Origin of the sequence: Rossellomorea vietnamensis, assembly GCF_001305855.1 — a bacterium.
Taxonomy (GTDB): Bacteria; Bacillota; Bacilli; order Bacillales; family Bacillaceae_B; genus Rossellomorea; species Rossellomorea vietnamensis_A.
On sequence record NZ_LIXZ01000008.1, the window covers coordinates 153,493 to 172,347 of the forward strand.

General features: G+C 39.2%; 15 protein-coding genes. 2 read left to right on the top strand and 13 right to left on the bottom strand.

The window, feature by feature from the left end; translation table 11 throughout:
* The first annotated feature begins 321 nt into the window (after positions 1–321).
* Positions 322–966: a YigZ family protein gene (locus AM506_RS12380; protein ID WP_060672803.1), complete on the top strand. Its 645-nt coding sequence runs from the start codon at positions 322–324 to the stop codon at positions 964–966.
* Between the two features lie 109 nt (positions 967–1,075).
* A complete protein-coding gene (locus tag AM506_RS12385) occupies positions 1,076–2,089 on the top strand; it encodes an LCP family protein (protein ID WP_060672804.1) in 1,014 nt (337 codons plus the stop codon).
* A gap of 59 nt (positions 2,090–2,148) precedes the next feature.
* Here AM506_RS12385 and AM506_RS12390 read toward each other — a convergent pair whose 3' ends face one another.
* From AM506_RS12390 to AM506_RS12450, 13 genes are all read right to left on the bottom strand, one after another.
* On the bottom strand, positions 2,149–2,856 hold the full coding sequence (locus tag AM506_RS12390; protein WP_060672805.1) for a hypothetical protein: 708 nt from the start codon (positions 2,854–2,856) through the stop codon (positions 2,149–2,151).
* The gene (locus AM506_RS12395; RefSeq protein ID WP_060672806.1) at positions 2,822–4,309 is read right to left on the bottom strand and encodes an O-antigen ligase family protein; all 1,488 of its coding nucleotides are present in this window, start codon (positions 4,307–4,309) and stop codon (positions 2,822–2,824) included. The genes AM506_RS12390 and AM506_RS12395 overlap by 35 nt, the downstream gene beginning before the upstream one ends.
* A 50-nt stretch (positions 4,310–4,359) precedes the next feature.
* A complete protein-coding gene (locus AM506_RS12400; RefSeq protein ID WP_440480351.1) occupies positions 4,360–5,070 on the bottom strand; it encodes a DapH/DapD/GlmU-related protein in 711 nt (236 codons plus the stop codon).
* A gap of 12 nt (positions 5,071–5,082) precedes the next feature.
* Positions 5,083–6,198: a DegT/DnrJ/EryC1/StrS family aminotransferase gene (locus AM506_RS12405; RefSeq protein WP_060672808.1), complete on the bottom strand. Its 1,116-nt coding sequence runs from the start codon at positions 6,196–6,198 to the stop codon at positions 5,083–5,085.
* Positions 6,195–7,442, bottom strand: a complete 1,248-nt coding sequence (locus AM506_RS12410; protein ID WP_235576102.1) for a glycosyltransferase family 4 protein — start codon at positions 7,440–7,442, stop codon at positions 6,195–6,197. Before AM506_RS12410 ends, AM506_RS12405 begins: the two co-directional genes overlap by 4 nt.
* A 22-nt stretch (positions 7,443–7,464) precedes the next feature.
* On the bottom strand, positions 7,465–8,595 hold the full coding sequence (locus AM506_RS12415; RefSeq protein WP_235576108.1) for a glycosyltransferase family 4 protein: 1,131 nt from the start codon (positions 8,593–8,595) through the stop codon (positions 7,465–7,467).
* A 59-nt stretch (positions 8,596–8,654) separates the two neighbouring features.
* Positions 8,655–9,989: a nucleotide sugar dehydrogenase gene (locus AM506_RS12420; protein ID WP_235576103.1), complete on the bottom strand. Its 1,335-nt coding sequence runs from the start codon at positions 9,987–9,989 to the stop codon at positions 8,655–8,657.
* Positions 9,990–10,001: 12 nt separating this feature from the next.
* Positions 10,002–11,015: a Gfo/Idh/MocA family protein gene (locus tag AM506_RS12425; protein WP_060672810.1), complete on the bottom strand. Its 1,014-nt coding sequence runs from the start codon at positions 11,013–11,015 to the stop codon at positions 10,002–10,004.
* Between the two features lie 99 nt (positions 11,016–11,114).
* Positions 11,115–12,443, bottom strand: a complete 1,329-nt coding sequence (locus AM506_RS12430) for a flippase (RefSeq protein WP_060672811.1) — start codon at positions 12,441–12,443, stop codon at positions 11,115–11,117.
* Positions 12,433–13,710, bottom strand: coding sequence for a glycosyltransferase (locus AM506_RS12435; RefSeq protein WP_060672812.1), 1,278 nt, complete (start codon positions 13,708–13,710; stop codon positions 12,433–12,435). The genes AM506_RS12430 and AM506_RS12435 overlap by 11 nt, the downstream gene beginning before the upstream one ends.
* A 50-nt stretch (positions 13,711–13,760) precedes the next feature.
* Positions 13,761–14,819: a glycosyltransferase family 4 protein gene (locus tag AM506_RS12440; RefSeq protein ID WP_060672813.1), complete on the bottom strand. Its 1,059-nt coding sequence runs from the start codon at positions 14,817–14,819 to the stop codon at positions 13,761–13,763.
* A gap of 212 nt (positions 14,820–15,031) precedes the next feature.
* On the bottom strand, positions 15,032–17,245 hold the full coding sequence (locus tag AM506_RS12445; RefSeq protein ID WP_060672814.1) for a cell wall-binding repeat-containing protein: 2,214 nt from the start codon (positions 17,243–17,245) through the stop codon (positions 15,032–15,034).
* Between the two features lie 87 nt (positions 17,246–17,332).
* Entirely contained in the window at positions 17,333–18,835 is a 1,503-nt protein-coding gene (locus AM506_RS12450) for a cell wall-binding repeat-containing protein (protein WP_060672815.1), read from the bottom strand.
* Positions 18,836–18,855: the final 20 nt, after the last annotated feature.

The window sequence follows — 18,855 nt, forward strand, 5'->3', positions numbered from 1 at the left end:
TTCCTATGTAATACTTCTACCAAGGGATTATTCGCTCCAGGAATAATAGAGAAACTATGGCAATTATCTAGACCATTCGGCTTCCCTAAAGAAGCGTTGGAACAACTGAAGTATTACTATCAGCGTCCATTATACCATGTCACATATTGTCGGAGATTAAAGTTTGATTACATTGTATTACCATTATTTCATGTAGAACCAGTTTTTACCTCGAAAAGACGCCGGAATTGTGCATTCTTCACCATTTTTCTATATAGTAGAATTAGGATAAAAGCGCATACTTTGTCGCAAGCTGCGGCAATCGTGAAAGGAGAAATGAGTTTGCTACATCAGTATAATACCGTCAAGGGTTACGGAGAAAATGAAATCAATATCGAACGTTCACGATTTCTCACCTATGTGAACCGGGTGGAGACCGAGGAAGAAGCACAGGAATTCATTGCATCGATCAAGAAGAAGCATCATGATGCCAATCATAACTGCTCTGCGTATATGATCGGCGAACAGAATCTAATCCAGAAAGCGAACGATGACGGGGAACCGAGTGGGACAGCCGGTGTTCCCATACTTGAGGTGTTAAAGAAGCGGGATTTGAAAGATACGGTTGTTGTCGTCACACGTTATTTCGGGGGCATCAAGCTTGGGGCAGGCGGTCTGATCCGTGCATATGGACGGGCTACCTCGGAAGGACTGAACGCCACTGGGATTGTCGAAAGACGTCTGATGCGGGTCATGAAGACGAAAATCGATTATACGTGGTTGGGCAAGGTGGAAAATGAAGTGCGGTCATCTCACTATCAATTGAAAGACATTCACTATCTGGATGCTGTTGAGGTTGAAGTGTATGTGGAGGAAGCGTCTAAGGAACAGTTTGTTGATTGGATGACGGAGCTCACGAATGGGCAGGGTGAAATTCACGAGAGTAATGTAGTCTATTTAGAACATGATATTAATACCCGCCTTTAATCAATCTAAAACATAACCGTAAATGAATCTTAATACTAGTTTTCATTTCAAACGGACTTGTAATCGTTTATAATTGTCTAATGGATCAAATTTAAAGGATGATATAAATATGAAGGATTTCAATGAAGATAGACTTCGCCACGCCAGAAAGATCAGAAAGAAAAGAAGAAAAAGAGTTATACTGACAATCATAAGCATCTTTTTGTTAATATCCATAGGAGGATTAAGCTTTATGGCTTATAAGTCCTATTCAGCATTAGACAATACTTATTCAGAAATAGAACGGGGAGCTAAATCGAAACTCCGGGATGAACAAGTGTATGTTTCCAATGATCCTTTCTCAGTGCTGTTGCTGGGTGTAGAAGATTACTCAAGTGAACATGACAAAGGAAGATCCGATACTATCATGGTTGCTACGTTTAATCCAAAAGATCAAACAATGAAATTGGTAAGTATCCCTAGAGACACTTTAGTAGATATTCCCGATAACGGTGAAAATAAAATCAATCACTCCTTTGCCTATGGTGGTAAAGAATTAGTGATAGATACCGTAGAGAATTTTCTTAATATACCTATAGATTATTACGTAACGGTTAATTTTAATGGATTTAAAAATATCATTGATGAAGTTGGCGGTGTCACAGTAGATGTGCCATTCGATTTCTATGATATCAATAAAGATTGGGACAAATTTTACTTCAAAGAGGGCAAGCAAAAGCTGAACGGTGAAGAAGCACTGGTTTATGCAAGAATGCGTAAAAAAGATCCACGTGGAGACTTCGGACGGAATGAAAGACAGAGACAGATTGTCACTAGCCTTATTGATAAGGCACTGTCCCCTAAAACATTCTTAAAAGTTGACGATCTTGCAGAAGAAGTCGGAAGTAATGTAGAAACAAATATGAAGATTAAAGAAGGACTTGCGTTCATTCAGAAGTATAAAGATTTCTCATCATCTTCATTAGAGCAAATAGAGTTTTCAGGTACTGATGAATATTATAGCGGGGTATACTACTTTATCCCTGATGAAGAAAAAACAGATGAAATCATCAAGGAATTACAGCATCACCTACAATATACACCTCCAGAAACGGAGGAAACTGATGAGGAATCATCTTATTAACTTATTAACAAGAGAAGGCATTCACCGTTAACGGTGAATGCCTTCTCTTGTTTTTCTCTTTATATCCTTTCATCGTCTCTATATTCCTTGAATAGCTCTGGGATTAGGAGGATGAATAGGCTTAACATGATACCTACTAGGAAGCCGAAGATGGCTTTTTTCAGTGGGTTGTCGTATTCAGTCGATATGGACAATGGTTCTGCTAATTCATTCTTTCTTAAATTTACTAATGTTTGATTTTGTTCATATAAAAATTCTATCGCATCTTCTTTTCCGTTTACAAATTCAGTAGAGAGTTTATCTTCATCTTCATAAACTTTTAGTAGAGCTTCCATTCTATCTATACTTGTTTTTACATGATCATATTTTTTTCCAAAAAGAGTATCAGACTTTTGGAGGAAGTATTTGGTTATTGATTGAACAATATCTTCAGATTTCTTTTTATTTTCTGAAGTAAATTTAAACTCAACCAGATTCCTGCCTACCTCTTCAACTCTTAAGCCTTTATTTACTTCTTCTGGTGGGTACTTTAATGAATTAACATTTTTCAGTTCTGTAGTTGTAAAGAAGTCTTTTACAGAGCTTGCCCCTGATAAACCTTCATTCTCAAAATTACCCAATACAATCTTAGTCGACGCCGTATAAGAGGTCTCCTTCCCCATCTCCATAAAGTAAGCAATTCCCGCCGTAACGATCGGAATGATACAAAGAAGAATAAAGAGTTTCTTGAATCTACGGATGATTGATGCTGCCATTTGTTTTAACAATGTGATCTTCACCTTTCTTTTTCATATAAACAAAGCCTATACATACTCCAATGAACAACCAGTTGTAGTGAAGCGCCATAAAGGAATTGGGACTGATGCTGGCCATTGTGAAGGCACCCAGGCCGCAAATTAACGCTTCTCCCATGTACCGACTGGCTTGATCGTGGTTTGTCCTTACTATCTTCACCAATTGGATAAATAAGTAAATCAATAACAGAATGTAGCCCACAAAGATAATGACACCATAATGTATCAATACTTCAGCCCACCAATTATGCACATTATAATCACCTGAAGTGTCATATACTTGGAACTTTTTCATGTATAATTCGATATTTCCAGGTGCCACCCCGAATCCGAATGAATTCTCCAAGAATACCATGACATTCTTTAGAAGGTTCTCTCTGATACTGACCGAATCTCCCCCACCCTCGGTTGGAAGGAGTGTGGCGAGCTCTTTACCTACAGAACCCAATACTCCTGATACTTTGTCCCATAAGAAGATGACAACCGGAAGAAAGAATAATAAACCGGCCAGAGATAGCCTCAACCTTTGAGACGGCTTCAATACGAATAGAAACCATACAATCAAGCCCAGAAGGATCGCAATGTAGTTTGCTCTGGATGAAGCGAGGACTATTAAGTAAATGGAACAGACCATACCGGATAAACCGATTAGCTTGTATGCTAAAGACTTTCCATTTTTCAATAAGGAAAGGAAGAAGAAAATCGCTATGGCCAAGAAGCTCGCAAAATCATTTTCGTTTGTAAAGACGGCTGTCGGGATCCCTTTTTGATACTGAGCGACATGGTTGATCCTGGATATTGGAAGATGGATGTGAAAGAAATGGTTGATCAGTCCTATTCCTACAAGGAGGAGGGACATGATGATCCAATAGAAATATAACTCTTTATAGTCTTCTTCATTTCGGTAGACTAATAAAATGAGGTAGATAAGGAAAATTCCACTTGCCAGGAATATGATATCCTGAATGGTATTCATCGGATTGATCGACCAGGAAAGGGCGAAAAAGCCAAAGAAGAGCCATAGTCCGCCAAAGCTTGTAAAAATACTCTCCTTCATCCTGCTAAGACCTGTAACGATATACTTATTTTGATAATAAATAAAGCCTATTAACATGAAAATGCACCATGCTAATAAGATCCTGAACGGATAAATAGTAAAACCTGCCACCTTATAGAGAGGTACTGCCGCCCCTATAAAGGACGAGAGGACTAGTAAACTGACTGCAATATGGAAACGATGGGCTTTTTTCCACCACCTATGCCAGATAAATGTCAATCCACCCAGTGCTGTCACTCCAACAAATGAGACCAGAATGAGCTTTTGTAAATCAACTCCCTTAAGCATGACCACTAGATAAGCCAGTAGGAGTATGATGGAGAGCCCTATAAAAGAAGCATGGTATTTCGTTTTGGCATATGTATTCATAAGATCATCACCTAATAATTAGAGGCTGTCAGAAACAGCCTCTAATAAGTTTATTGATTTCTTAATAGTTGATCCTCAGGTACCTTGCGAAGCGGCTTGGCAGGAGACCCGACAACAAGTGTTTCTTGTTCTACATCTCTTGATACAATACTGCCTGCCGCTACTGTACCATCTTCATGTATGACTTTACCTGGAAGAATGAGCGCATTGGCACCAATTCTTCCACCTTCTTTGACCGTTACACCCTTGAATTTATCATATCTCTCTTTCGATCGAGCCATATAATTATCATTGGTCGTTACAACATAAGGAGCAACGAATACATAATTGGCTAAATTGGAGTACGCTGTTATATAGCAGTTCGTTTCCAATTTGCATTTTTCGCCTACAGTACAATCATTTTCGACAGAAACTCCACGACCGACAATCGTCTGATTACCGATTGTCACTCTTTCTCTGATAGTCGCTAAGTCTGCCACAAATACCTCTTCCCCTAACTCGGCGTTGGCATAAATGATTGATGATGTCCCCAGCGTGGTTCCATCCCCAATGACTGCAGGTGGGAGTTTTTTCACTTCAGGAAGAATAGAATTCTTTGCCCTGGTCGGCTGTTTCCCGATTACGGCATTATCCTGGATCATGACATTCTTCCCTATTTTGGTACCAGCGTAAATGATGACATTGTGTCCAATGGTTACATTCTCTCCAAATTCCACACCATCTTCAATAACTACATTTTGTCCAACTTTAACAGGTTTCATCATTATTCCCCTTTAAGCTTTGTTGTAGAACTCTTTTATTTTAGAAACAACATACTCCTGCTGTTCTCTTTTCAATTCCGGGAACATCGGTAAGGAAATGGCTTCTTTAGCTGCCTTTTCTGTTTCAGGTAGATCCCCTTCATTAAAGCCAAGTTCTTTAAATACAGGCTGTAGGTGTAAAGGTTGTGGATAGTAAATCATCGTCGCCACACCTTGCTCTTTAAGATATGCTTGAAGTTCATCACGTTTAGGTACCCTGATTGTATATTGATGGTATACATGGTGATTAAATTCTTCTTCATAAGGGGTTACGATCATATCGCCTAGTTCTTTATGAAGTAATTCATTGTAGTAATAGGCGTTTTCACGACGTTGATTACTCCAGTCATCCAGATGCTTGAATTTCACATTTAGGATGGCAGCCTGTAATTCATCCAGTCGGCTGTTATACCCTAAAACATGATGATAGTATTTAGGTTTGCTTCCATGTACACGAATGACACGCATACGCTCACCGACTTCATCATCACTTGTAATAATCATACCTGCATCTCCGTATGCACCGAGGTTTTTAGTAGGGAAGAAGCTGTAACAAGCTGTCGTTCCAAGTTCTCCTACTTTTTTCCCTTTATATAGGGAACCGATTGATTGGGCCGCATCCTCAATGATGGCAAGGTTATGTTTATCCGCAATTTCCTTAATTTTATCCATATCGGCCATTTGTCCATAAAGGTGGACAGGAATGATCGCTTTTGTCTTTGATGTAATGGCGGCTTCAATTTTCTCAGGATCGATATTGAATGTTTTAGGATCGATATCCACAAATACCGGTGTTGCACCTGCTCTTGCCACTGCCCCTGCCGTTGCAAAGAACGTAAAGGAAGGGCAAATCACTTCATCGCCAGGTCCGATATTCAGACCTAAGATGGAAATATTTAAAGCATCTGATCCATTCGCTACCCCAATACCGTGTGCAGCATTGCTGTATTCTGCCACAGAAGCTTCTAGATCTTTCACATTTTGTCCCAGAATAAAATGGGCTTTAGACATGACATCTTCCATAGCTGTATGGATTTCTTCTTTTAAATTTTGATATTGTTCTGTTAAATCTAACATAGGTACCTTCATTGGGCATTCTCCTTGTTTTCATAATGGTTGTTCATGCAGACTGAGAGGAATTGATCCGACAATTTCTCGATATTATGGTGCTCGTCCAAATAGCGATATCCATTGAGTTTTATCTTTTCCTTCTCTTCACTTGTTAAGTTTAATAAATTTTCCAACCCATTTGCAAATTCTTCAGGGGATTCGGGAGTGACCGTCAGCCCTGCCTGAGCATTGCCTACTATGTCGTTGAATACTCTTCCTGAGAAAATGATGGGCTTACCAGAAAGCAGATAATCATTTAGCTTATTTAAACTGATACCATATTGATATAAGTTTGTATCCAGCATGGATACCATTAAGACATCCGCAAGATTCAATGTAGAAAGCACTTCCCTTTTGGGGATGCCATCCAGGAAAAAGACGTTTTTCAAACCAAGTTCTTCTGTTTTGGCTTTCAAGTTCTTTTTCTCAGGTCCCTCACCTACAAATACAAATGCTGTATCCTCCCTGGATAATCTGCCTGCCGCATCAACAATTGTATCAAGGGAATTGGCTACACCATGTGACCCTAAATACATCGCGATTTTAGGATAATCTTCCCGAATCGTTTGCAAAACAGGTTCAAGAGAGGCTTGGTTTTCTAACTCGTGGATTTTTTCCATGTCGATTCCATTCGGGATGTAAACGATCTTATCTTCCGGAATACCAAGAGTCGTTATATATTTATAAGCTCCGGGCAATGTGACAATGATCTTCTTGGATTTCTTATATACGAACTTTTCAATCCATCCGAATAATAACGCTAAAGGATGATTCTTTGAAATAGCTCCGAAATCGATTAACGTTTTAGGCCACAAATCCCGGATTTCAACAATAAAGGTAGCACCTTTCACCTTACTTAATACATATCCCGCTAAACAGGCAAAGAGATGAACAGAGGATCCCACAATGACATCCGGCTTCTCCTTTTTCTTTAAACCTCTTGCAACGGCTGTAAGCATATAACTCATCATATTGAGTAATCGCTTAGGACCATTTCCTTTGTAGGGAAGTGTCCAAACCCACTCGAAATCGACACCATTAACGTTCTCAGAATAATTCTTTTTCTTGGGATCACGCCATTTAAAGAGGTAAACGATAAAACTGCTTGCGAAGATGGTAACCTCGTGACCTTTATCCACCATGTGTTTTGATAAGTCATAGTGACGTGTAATCCCTGTTTCATTTGGTTTTAATGCGACGGCATTCAGCATCCATATTTTCAAAAAAACTCACCCTTTAAAGCCGTTATAAGTTGTTATAAAGCTCAACTAAACGAATACTTTCCTGTTCCCAGTTATATTTATTCATAACGGCTCGGCGGCCGCTTTCACCCATTGCCCTTGCTTCAACAGGATGATCAACTAGATATTTTACAGCATCGGCAATGGCGGTCGGATTAAGGGGATCGACACAAATTCCACATTGCGCGTCTTCTACAATACCTCTCCATAACGGAAAGTCGCTTGCAATGACCGGCATCCCTGCAGACATATATTCAAACAGTTTGATGGGATATGACACAATATATCTTGGTTCCGGATGCAGGATCACTAAACCGGCATAAGATGTATTAAGTAATGATGCAACCTCTTGCCTATTCAGATACCCCTCGAAGTTTACGTGCTTCCACCCATCGAGCTTTTCCATTTCATCCTGTAAGGAAGCTGGTGCAAATGCTCCGGCTAAATGAAGAGTAATGGGATGATCCGATTCCTGATTCATTTCATCCATGGAACGAACCATTTGTTCAATACCTCGAAGCCTCGTAATTCCGCCAATATATACAATTTTATTCCTGTTCATTTCTTTTGTTGCATCAGCGGAATCTTCCCCTATCAGTTCATTCATAATGGGGAAATTATGAATGATGACAGAGTTCTGCTGATATGTAAGAAACCTTTCATTGATGGTTGGAGTCGCTGTGACTACTGCATCAAATCTGTTTGAAGCAAAACGTTCCAGTCCTTCTACCATTCTTGAAACAAGCTTTCTTAACGGTTTAGGTATCCACTGTTTGGATAAAACCTGTTGAGGAACATCTTCATGTACATCATAGATTACTTTCTTTCCTTTAGACTTCAGGAGCAACCCGATTGGCAGAAGCTCCGGATCATGAAAATGGTATACGTCAGCGTCCAGCTCAAGAGCCTTTTTATATACACTCCTTGGACCGTTGATCATCCTTACATAACGGTTGGTTGATTCCACAGGCGCCCCGACTATATTGACCCCATTTTTCACATATGATTCGCTGTTACCCACAATCAGACTAACATCGAAACCCGCCTCACTTAAATACGAGCATTCTTTCACAAAGATTCTAATATCTTCGGTTGGATGGACAGAAGTTAAATGACAAACTTTCAAGTGAATCACTCTTTCATAATACTGGTAAAAAGAGCCCAAAAGAAAAATGGACTCTTTTTACTGTAAATTTATAGGCGATAATAGTTTTTAATTTCGTCACGATAGTTTTTCATAGCATTACGTGTATCGAAAATGACAGGAGCCTTTTCAGCAATCATCTTATAATCAAAACTGCTGTGGTCGGTTGTAATAAGAACAAGATCTGCATTTTCAAGGGCTTCTTCTGTTAAGTTGACCGGCTCAACGATTTGGTTGTTCAGTCTGAATTGTTTGACGTGAGGATCAACCACCGTAAAGTCAGCACCCTCTTTGCTCATTTCACTTAGGATATCAAGAGCCGGGGATTCACGAACATCCTCGATATCTTTCTTATAAGCGACACCTAATACAAGTACCTTTGCTCCATTTAAGGACTTTTGGCTTTTATTTAAAATTTGCATACTGCGGCTGACTACATATTCCGGCATGGCATTGTTAATTTCACCAGCTAATTCAATCAGCTTTGTATGGTATTTATATTCTCTTGCTTTCCATGTCAGGTAGAATGGATCGATTGGGATACAGTGACCACCTAACCCTGGACCCGGATAAAACGGCATGAAGCCATATGGCTTTGTTGCTGCTGCATCAATGACTTCCCATACATCGATTCCCATACGATTACACAATACAGCCATTTCATTCGCAAGAGCGATATTAATGTGACGGAAAGTGTTTTCGAGGATCTTTTCCATTTCAGCTACAGCTGGTGATGACACTTCATGGACATCCCCTTCAAGCACATTTTTATAAAGTTCTGCAGCTACTTTTGTACAGTTAGCAGTGATCCCACCTACAACTTTAGGCGTGTTTTTGGTGTTGAAATCTTTGTTACCAGGATCTACACGTTCTGGTGAATAAGCCAGGAAGAAATCTTCACCTGTTTTTAAACCGGTTTCTTCAAGGATAGGTTTGAGGATTTCTTCTGTTGTTCCTGGATACGTTGTACTTTCCAGGACAATCAGCATGCCCGCTTCCATAAACCTAGCTATTTCTTTACCCGAACTCTCAACATAAGATGTATCAGGCTGTTGATACATATCAAGTGGAGTAGGAACACAAATCGCTACAGCATCTACTTCTTTGATCAATGAGTAGTCGGTAGTGGCCAATAACTTCTTATCTTGAATGATTTCAGCCAGTTCTTCATCCACTACATCTCCAATGTAATTGATACCATCGTTAACCATGTCGACACGTTTTTGCTGAACATCAAATCCAATGACTTTATATCCTGCTTTTGCTTTTTCTACCGCAAGCGGTAATCCGACATAACCTAATCCGACTACACCGATTGTCGCTTCTTTATTGGCAATTTTATTAAATAGGGTCTGAGCTTGTACTGATAAAGTTGTATCCATCATTAAATCCCTTCCTTAGCTAAGAATGATTGGTTTATTTTGTTCTGCTGAATCATAAAGAGATAAGACCAATTCCAATGCTTTCCTACCGTCCATTCCCGTTACAATGGGCTCGCGGTCTTCTTTAATTGCCTGCACCATATCTTCAATGATGCATTGATGCCCCGGCTTACCCCAAGGATCATTTTTAATTTTTTCTATGAGGTGTTCCGTTTCTGCTTCATCCATTCCTTCAATCGTTAGATGCTCTATATGAATGGCGTTCGCCCCGCTTATTTTAACGGTTCCTTTTTCCCCGAAAATGCTAATGGACTCTTCATAGTTTTTCGGGTAGATGGTAGTGGCTGCTTCGATCACACCCAATGAACCATCTTTAAAACGTGCTAGTCCGGTTGAAACATCTTCAGCTTCAATATTCCGGACTCTTGTTGCTGCCATACTATACACTTCTTTAACATCCCCCATTAACCATATAAGAAGATCAAGATTGTGCACAGCCTGATTCATTAGAACCCCGCCATCCAGAGCCTTTGTACCTCTCCACGGTGCCTGGTCATAATATTCCTGGTTTCGATTCCAGCGCACTGTTGCATTAGAATGACTTATTTTTCCGAACACTCCACTTTTGACTAGTTCTTTCAGCTCAACAAATGCCGGTCTGAATCGGTTTGGATGAACTACTGCCAGTTTCACATTATTCTCTTCACAGGCTTGGATGATTTTATCAGTATCTTCCAATGTCAGTGCGATCGGTTTTTCTACAATAACGTGTTTCTTTGCATTGGCAATTTGCACGGCAATATCAGCATGGAAACCACTTGGAGTACAGATATTTACTACGTCCACATCTGTTTTTAACATTTCCTCAAGACTTGTATATCCTTTTACCTTATATTCATTAGAAAACATATCCACTCGTTCGGGTTGAGTATCACAAATCGCTTCAAGATTTGCACCGTCTGCTTCTTGAATGGCATTGATATGTTTTTTAGCGATATGCCCACAACCAACAATTCCAAACTTAATCATTAATAACTAACCACCTGTCTACTTATACTCATTCTTGTTCGCACTCTCTATCATACACAAAATGATAGGTATTTGGGTTATAAATATTTTTCAATTTCGTTACATAAATGATTTAGCTAACTTCTTAGCTGTACTGCTGAGTAATAAAACATCTGACTTCTTGAGGATCAATAATTCAAAAGGCTTCACTTTCGTTTCTCGAGAATATATTATCACTTTTATCATAAAACTTAAAATATAAGTAATAGATGAAGCAATCGCCGCTCCCTTGATCCCAATGGAAGGAATGAGAATAAGATTCAGGATGACGTTCAATACAACATTGAATATTGATACATACATGTTCAATTCCGGCTTTCCTCTTCCAGCGAGATCATTTGATAATAGTTTCTCTACTGCTAGAACGACTATACCTGGAATTAAAAGTTGTAACATAAGCGAACTGCTCTCATATTCACTGTTTAAGATTACATCAAAAATAAAATCGGACAATATAAACACAACTAAGCCTAATAAGATCATAAACAAGGTCATAATTCTTGTCACAAGCGCCGTTATTCTATTTCGATCCACCGTTTCCTTAGAGGATGATATTCTCGGAAGAAGTACACTTGAAATTGATTGGGAAAAAATCGATAGTCTTTCCCCGATATTCACCGCCGCAGAATAAATACCGACCGAACCTTTCCCCAGGAAAAAACCTAAGAAGAAGATGTCCAACCTGTAATTTAAAAATGTCATGACATTACTAATATGAGCCTTAATTCCATACGTTACCGACTCCTTTAAATATGTTTTGGAGAAGGAACGAAAGTTGAGCTGCAATTTCTCGACTGTAAACAAGATGATTAAACAATAGGTCACACTGCAAAAATATCCAATACCAAAAGAGAAAACAGCCGCTTGCAGCCCTAAATCAAGCAATAGCACAAAAATAAGAACTGAAATCACTGTCCCCAATTGTTGAATCAAGAGGGCAGTGTTAAATGTCTTGAATTTTTGTTGACCTTGAAAAATGGTCTGTAAAAAAATCATCCCCAACATAAACGGCAACGCAAAAAAACTCGCAAAAAGAAGGGATAAATTCAACTCATCAAACTTAGATTCCTTGAACAGAAACAAGACAACTGTTCCGATGATAATTCCTATAAGCGATAATAAGAGGGCCATCAGAACATTGGTGTTGAATATTTCTTTAAGTGAATATTTTCTCCTGCTGACAAAATAAATGGTTGAAGAATTCAAACCTAAGTTAAGGAATGTCATGATCATCAATGGAACATACGTAATCAAGGTATACTCTCCATACCCGTCTTTACCAAGGGTTCTCCCAAGGACAGAAATGAGGGTGATCCCAATGACAATACTGGCCAATTGTCGGGTAAGGGTGATTAGACTGTTTGAAAAAAATGAGTTATTAGTTTCCATGTTGTGTTAAATCTCCTATTGATAACATTTTTTCTGCAAACTCGGAATAATTTTTTTCGCAAGAGTAGTGTTCTTCCCACATTTGGTAAGCATGCTCTCTTTTTTGTGAAATCAGCTCGGGTGAAGCGGCTATCTTGTTTAACACCCGGGATATTTCTTCAGGTTCAAAGTCCTTATTCAGCAACCAGCCGTTAGAGGAATTCACCAACTCCGATGTCCCTCCCACATTGGTGGCAAGAACAGGAATTCTTGCACTAAATGCTTCCATAATAGTTACCGGGATACCTTCACTTTCACTTACATTTAGGAAAAGGTCAAATTTTTGATTGCTTAGCACACCAATAACCTCTTCATTTGAAAGGCTGCCGACTAACTCTCCTTTGCTCATGTCAGGAAATTGTTCGATGATACCCTGAACTTTCTCCCTCTCTGGTCCATCCCCTATGTGTATCCAGTGAACCGGTACCTGAGTCCCTTTTATTGCTTCCGCTATAAGATGAACTCTTTTAACATCTTTGAGGTAGGAAACGGATACTAACTTTAATGGGATTTGTGAGGAAGAGTCTTGTGGAATGTGCGTGAAATCTATTCTCTTTGTCCCCAAGCGACTGACCTCAACTTTGCCACTCAATCCTGAAAATTTATCGTCAAGGTATTTTTTTCCATTATCTGAAATGCTGTAAATTTTATCCAAGGATTGAATCACTTGTTTCTGAACAGGTAAATAAGGCATAGCATGGCGCTCCCAGTACAAATCACCGCCGTGCACTCTTGAAACAGCTTTGATCATTGGTTTATCTTCTTTCAATATCGCTAATGCCGCAGCTGCAGGTGTCAACCAATAGGAATAATAAACAGATGGTCTGGAAAGACTGTTTTCAATCACTTCTAGATTCTTTCTTATTTGGTATGCATCAACAATCCATTTATAAAGTTTTAATCTCCCCTTGGGTCCAAACGTTTTCGCATTGTGAATATCTCTTTTATACCATTTCCTAATGGTGGGATTCGTAATACCCAATAGAAGACTTTTCATCTTCCTTGTTTTAGGATGTTTCTCATTACTCTTAATGGTATGAACTCTTACATTTTCAGGAAGTTCCCTGCCGTGCGGTGTAACTCTGTTCCAGCACTCTTGATTGGTTGGCACAATGAGAATATCTTTAAACTTCTGAGAGAGAATCATTAATTCGTTATAAACAAACTCTTCTCCAGGCGAATACGGGAATCTACTTGTGAGAAGAATAAGTGTTTGATCTTGTTTCATTGTTAAATCTCCTTAGAAATAAGATAAAGCTGCAGGAATGCTCCCACAGCTTATAGACGGCCTAAGATTTTCTTATAAAACCTTAAGAAAGGTTTGTGTTTTTCATTCACGAGACCGATTACCTCTGCAATGGTTTGAATGGCTATCAGTAATGTAGCCAGTAACAATACAGATCCCCATAGGGTAGCTTTTGTAAAAATGATAGCACTTATACTGAAACACAATCCAAGTGCATATATAATTAGAACTGTTTCCCTATGTGAAAACCCTAAACTGATTAACCGATGATGTAAATGGGATTTGTCTGGAGCAGATATTGGTTTCTTATTCACTACCCTTCGGATAATTGCGAAGGTTGTATCGAATAGAGGTACCCCCAGTATCAAGATAGGTACAACAAAACTAAATAGCGTCACACTCTTATATAATCCTAATAATGACAATACGGCTATCATGTAACCCAGGAATAAAGAGCCTGTGTCCCCCATGAATATCTTGGCTGGATGAAAATTGTAGAACAGGAAACCAATTGCACTTGCCAGCACAATTAACGCCAATGTCAAAATTAATGCTTTTCCATTAATAAATGCCATAAACGCGATGGTTGCCAAACTAATTGAAGAAATCCCAGCCGCCAAGCCGTCTAATCCATCAATTAAATTGATTGCATTGGTTATCCCAATTACCCATAACAAGGTTACCGGTATAGCCAAAATGCCAATATCAATTTTATCGAAGAAAGGAATGTATAAAAATTCTATCGTCAGTCCAGAATATACCACTACGACAGCAGCAATAATTTGGCCTAGTAGCTTGACCTTGGCGGATAAAGCAAATTTATCATCTAACAATCCGATTGCTATGATAATTAGAGCTCCCACCGTGATTGAAGCGATCGGTTCTTTATATAAACCTGATGCAAAGTAGCCTACAAGAACGCCGATGAAAATGGCCAAGCCACCCATGCGGGGCATCTCCTTTGTATGAACCTTGCGTTGATTCGGTTGGTCAACTACGCCAATGAGTTTTGCAAATTTAATAACCCATGGAGTGACAATAAGGACGGAGACAAAAGATAAAATTACCGACATTACCAACTTGATGTCCATTATATTTACTCCTTTTATACCTGAAATTAAGTCTTTTATTTCTAAAATTTAGTCCTCACTCAGTTTAACATAAAAGCGATCCAAAGAAATGAATTTTTTTTTACAATTAGATTTCATTACCCTTTACCCTGCTTAGATTATTTTCTAACCTATCCATAAGTTTATTAGTGGTAATAATGACTAAAATATTTGGTTAGAAGAGTCTACCCTTTTTACTTTAACAGTTCTTCTAAAGCATTTTCTGTCATTAATTCAATATTGCGGTTATAGGCAGCAACATCTGTATGACCATACGGGTCCAAGAACCAGTTCCAGTTAAACGTCCCCACAGAGAAGACCTTAGTACCATAGGGCTTCTCCCACCAGACAACATCCGACACACTCTTTTTTCCGTATAAGTTCACCGGGGACCTGGAAATTAACTCCACTCCGGCAATCTCCCCATCATACCGGTCAACTTCACCACCTATTACGCCTGTTATTTCATCACCATCTTTAAGTCCTGTTCCTTCATAAATCCAATGAGATGAATTCGTGATTACCATCGGATATGTTTTATCTGGAATCCCTCTATACATGCTTCCAAATAATTGATTTTCAGGCCTGTTAACCGGTGAGTTTCTAAATTGAGTGGTTACATTGGCTGGGGATAATTTCTGATAGGGATCCTGATCAGCTTTTGCTTTATAGCTGACAATATTGGCACCATCCTTTTCTAAACGAACTTGCCAGTACCCCACATTCGCATTTAAGTTTGCAAGGTTCAGATTTTGTTTGGTTAATTCCTCGATGCTGTCCCTGGTTTCTTTCGTCCAGTATTCATCATGCCCTGGTATGATAAGTAGTTTTGGATTGTCCACTTCTAATTTACCTTTGGCTATATCAACATTCGAATAATAATTAAGTCTATATCCTTTTTTTTCCATCCACCTGATGAAATTGTATTCATATTTAAAGAATTGCCCTGCCCCATTTCCCTCCAGATAAGGGCGATGATATGATAGATTGATTGAAGGTTCTTTATTTGTACTATTGTAACCGTAAAAACTTTTGCCCCCCCAATTATTATAGGCTTGGTACGTATTTGTTGCTATTACAATTCCAATTTCATTTTGAGTATTGGAATTTATAACAATCGGAATATACGATGCGTTTAATCTACTGTCTACTAGTTTGATTAAATACATTCCACTTTCCCAATCTTCTGGTATGGAGAATTGACCGGTTTTCACCCAGTTGGCATCCAAATTTTCAGGATTCGGCTTTTTCGTAGATTGATTAAGCGCTGAAAAGTAACCCACTGATTTCTTTAATGCTGCTCCTTCCCCCTTGTAGTAGCCCATTCTATAAATTTCTGCGCCATATCCAAATTCGCTGGATATATATAAAGATACATCGTCACCAGTCTGATAGGATGGCTTATCAGCATAACCCTGGATTGAAGAAGATTTCTTATCAATTTCCCATTTTCCAGGTTTATAGACCACACTCTCATTAACAGACGCTTGACCGCCAAAAATTGTAATTTTCTCAGGCTGTCTGCTAACCAAATATGAATGTATAAGATCCGGTGCATGATTGGGTCTTGTTAGTAATACCGGTCCTTTTGATTTGGCTGCTATTACCGATCCACTTAAAGCATCGGCGAACGTAATTCCGGTTGCAATAAAGGATTGTCTTGATTCGGGAAAAAGTTTTTCAGCGATATTAGCTGATACTTCATACCGGTCTTTTCCTCCAATCCTCTCTTTTACAGGCAATAATTGTTCGATTTCTTTGCTAACACTTGCATTACCGCCAACTATTGTGACTCCAGCTACCTTTTTTTCCTTTATCAACTTTAATGTAGAAGAGGGAATGTCATTTGACCTTGTCAATAAAATGGGAATATTATGGATTGAAGCGTAGGGAGCAATTGATAATGCATCGGCAAAAATCAGACCATTAGCCAAAATAATACTAGAGGAAGGAGGAAGTTTCATGGCTATGTTTTCCGATACAGCGAATCGATCTTTACCCGAAATTCTAGAAATAGTGTGCAGGTTCGAGATTTTAGATTCTTTGATTTGGGTGACAACATTAGGGGCGATACTGCCTTCTCCTCCAATGATTATTACTTCCTTTGGATTTAACCTATTTAATTCCTTAAGTGTCTCACTGGTTAACTTATCTTTCCTTGTTAGTAAAATAGGTGCGTCTTTATAGTAGGCCAATGGTGAAGCCGAGAGTGCATCTGCAAAAGCTAGGTGATTTGTTACTATAACAGTCTCAGCACCATTTCCCCAGTACTTTTTTGAGATATTCACCGCTACTTCGAACCGGTTTTGGCCGTCAATTCTTTCCTGTACTGTTTCAGCTTCAGCTGTTCCCGTAATTAAGCCCAACCATAAAAAGAGGCCTAAAAAGAGTAATATGAACTTTTTCATTAATGTCTATCTCCTCAAACGTAATATAAAAGGCACCTGGAATAAGCAAAAATTCCAGGTGCCTTTCCGATATCATTCCTTACCTTATTATCTGAAAAAAGTAAGAACTCCATTTGTGATTCCAATGGCAGCTTGTTCTCTATAATAATCGCTTTTCAACTTCGCTGCATCTTCTTCATTCGTTAAAAACGCCAGTTCCACTAACACACTTGGCATAGTGGATTCCCTGATCACTTTAAAGTTAACATTCTTTACTCCCCTATTATTTGTATCCAACTTGTCGACTAATTCTCTGTTAATATAAGTGGCCAGTTCCTGGCTTTTGGCAGCTGCATAGGTATCGTCCCAATAGGTTTCGGTTCCGTCTACATCAGGATTCGATGGAAATGCATTTGTATGGACACTGATAAATGCATCTGCCCCCTGCTTATTAGCAAGCGCCGCTCTCTCTGACAAAGTAGGATACGTATCAGCTTCACGGGTCATGATTGTATAAGCACCATTTGCATCAAGGTTTCTTTTCAATTTTGTAGAAACACCTAGATTCACTTCTTTTTCAATCACACTATTATCTGATGCACCTGGATCATCATCTCCATGACCCGGATCAACGACGATTAATTTACCAGCTAAAGGTCCCGCTACGGCCTTGACTACACTATCTGAAACTGATGCTTTACCACCCAATACGATGAAGTTTGTCATTCCCTTTTGACCTGAAATTTCCTTTGTCGCTTCAGGCAAAGAAGAGTTTCTTGTTAATAAAACCGGGGCATTTTTCTTAGCTGCTAATACTGAACCAGTTAACGCGTCGGCAAACGTCTGTCCAGTCGCTAAGAATCCAGTCGAGGTCGGTAAGTTTAGTTTCTCAATGATATTAGCAGCGACCTCATAACGGTCATCTCCACCAATTCTAAGGGGGTTATAGATTAATAAATCTGCATAGACCCCATTACTCACACTGGCTGTCCCACCCATTACAATTACTTGACTGGGATTTCTTGATTGTAAAGTTGAAATAGTCGGGGCAGAGAGTGCATCATCGCGAGTCAACAGGATTGGCATACCATTCCTTGAAGCATATGGCGCTATTGCCAATGCATCCGCGAAGGTCAATCCATTTGCCACTACAGCCTTAGAAGAACTCGGCATCTTCTTGGCTATTGCAGCTGATACTTCAAAACGGTTTTGTCCGCTTATTCGTTCAACAGTTGAAATCCCGAGACTTTTCACTTCATTTACGACGTTATTCGAAACACTTGCCGTTCCACCTATAATAACAACTTTGGATGGCGAAAGTTCACGAAGTTTGTTCTTTGTTGTATCCCCTAAATTTGTAGAACGTGTCAATAAAATCGGTGCGTTCATTCTATAAGCCAGAGGTGTTGCAGCCAGCGCATCGGCGAAAGCATCATAGTTAGATAGAAAAACCACATTGGCTCCACTTGGCCATCCATCTTCCGCGACATTTGCAGCAACTTCAAATCGATCCTTACCCGATAACCTCTCATATTCACCTGACGCACTGGCCACCTGTGCCAATCCTAAGAAGACGAAAAAAACAACCAGCGAAACTAATACTTTCTTCATTATTTCCTCCTATTGGTACA

What these genes read in the sequence shown, in the direction of transcription:
- AM506_RS12395 (WP_060672806.1), bottom strand. Translation starts at nt 4,309, where the DNA reads ATGAATACATATGCCAAAACGAAATACCATGCTTCTTTTATAGGGCTC.
- AM506_RS12430 (WP_060672811.1), bottom strand. Translation starts at nt 12,443, where the DNA reads ATGGAAACTAATAACTCATTTTTTTCAAACAGTCTAATCACCCTTACC.
- AM506_RS12425 (WP_060672810.1), bottom strand. Translation starts at nt 11,015, where the DNA reads ATGATTAAGTTTGGAATTGTTGGTTGTGGGCATATCGCTAAAAAACAT.
- AM506_RS12450 (WP_060672815.1), bottom strand. Translation starts at nt 18,835, where the DNA reads ATGAAGAAAGTATTAGTTTCGCTGGTTGTTTTTTTCGTCTTCTTAGGA.
- AM506_RS12405 (WP_060672808.1), bottom strand. Translation starts at nt 6,198, where the DNA reads ATGAAGGTACCTATGTTAGATTTAACAGAACAATATCAAAATTTAAAA.
- AM506_RS12420 (WP_235576103.1), bottom strand. Translation starts at nt 9,989, where the DNA reads ATGATGGATACAACTTTATCAGTACAAGCTCAGACCCTATTTAATAAA.
- AM506_RS12385 (WP_060672804.1), top strand. Translation starts at nt 1,076, where the DNA reads ATGAAGGATTTCAATGAAGATAGACTTCGCCACGCCAGAAAGATCAGA.
- AM506_RS12435 (WP_060672812.1), bottom strand. Translation starts at nt 13,710, where the DNA reads ATGAAACAAGATCAAACACTTATTCTTCTCACAAGTAGATTCCCGTAT.
- AM506_RS12440 (WP_060672813.1), bottom strand. Translation starts at nt 14,819, where the DNA reads ATGGACATCAAGTTGGTAATGTCGGTAATTTTATCTTTTGTCTCCGTC.
- AM506_RS12445 (WP_060672814.1), bottom strand. Translation starts at nt 17,245, where the DNA reads ATGAAAAAGTTCATATTACTCTTTTTAGGCCTCTTTTTATGGTTGGGC.
- AM506_RS12400 (WP_440480351.1), bottom strand. Translation starts at nt 5,070, where the DNA reads ATGAAACCTGTTAAAGTTGGACAAAATGTAGTTATTGAAGATGGTGTG.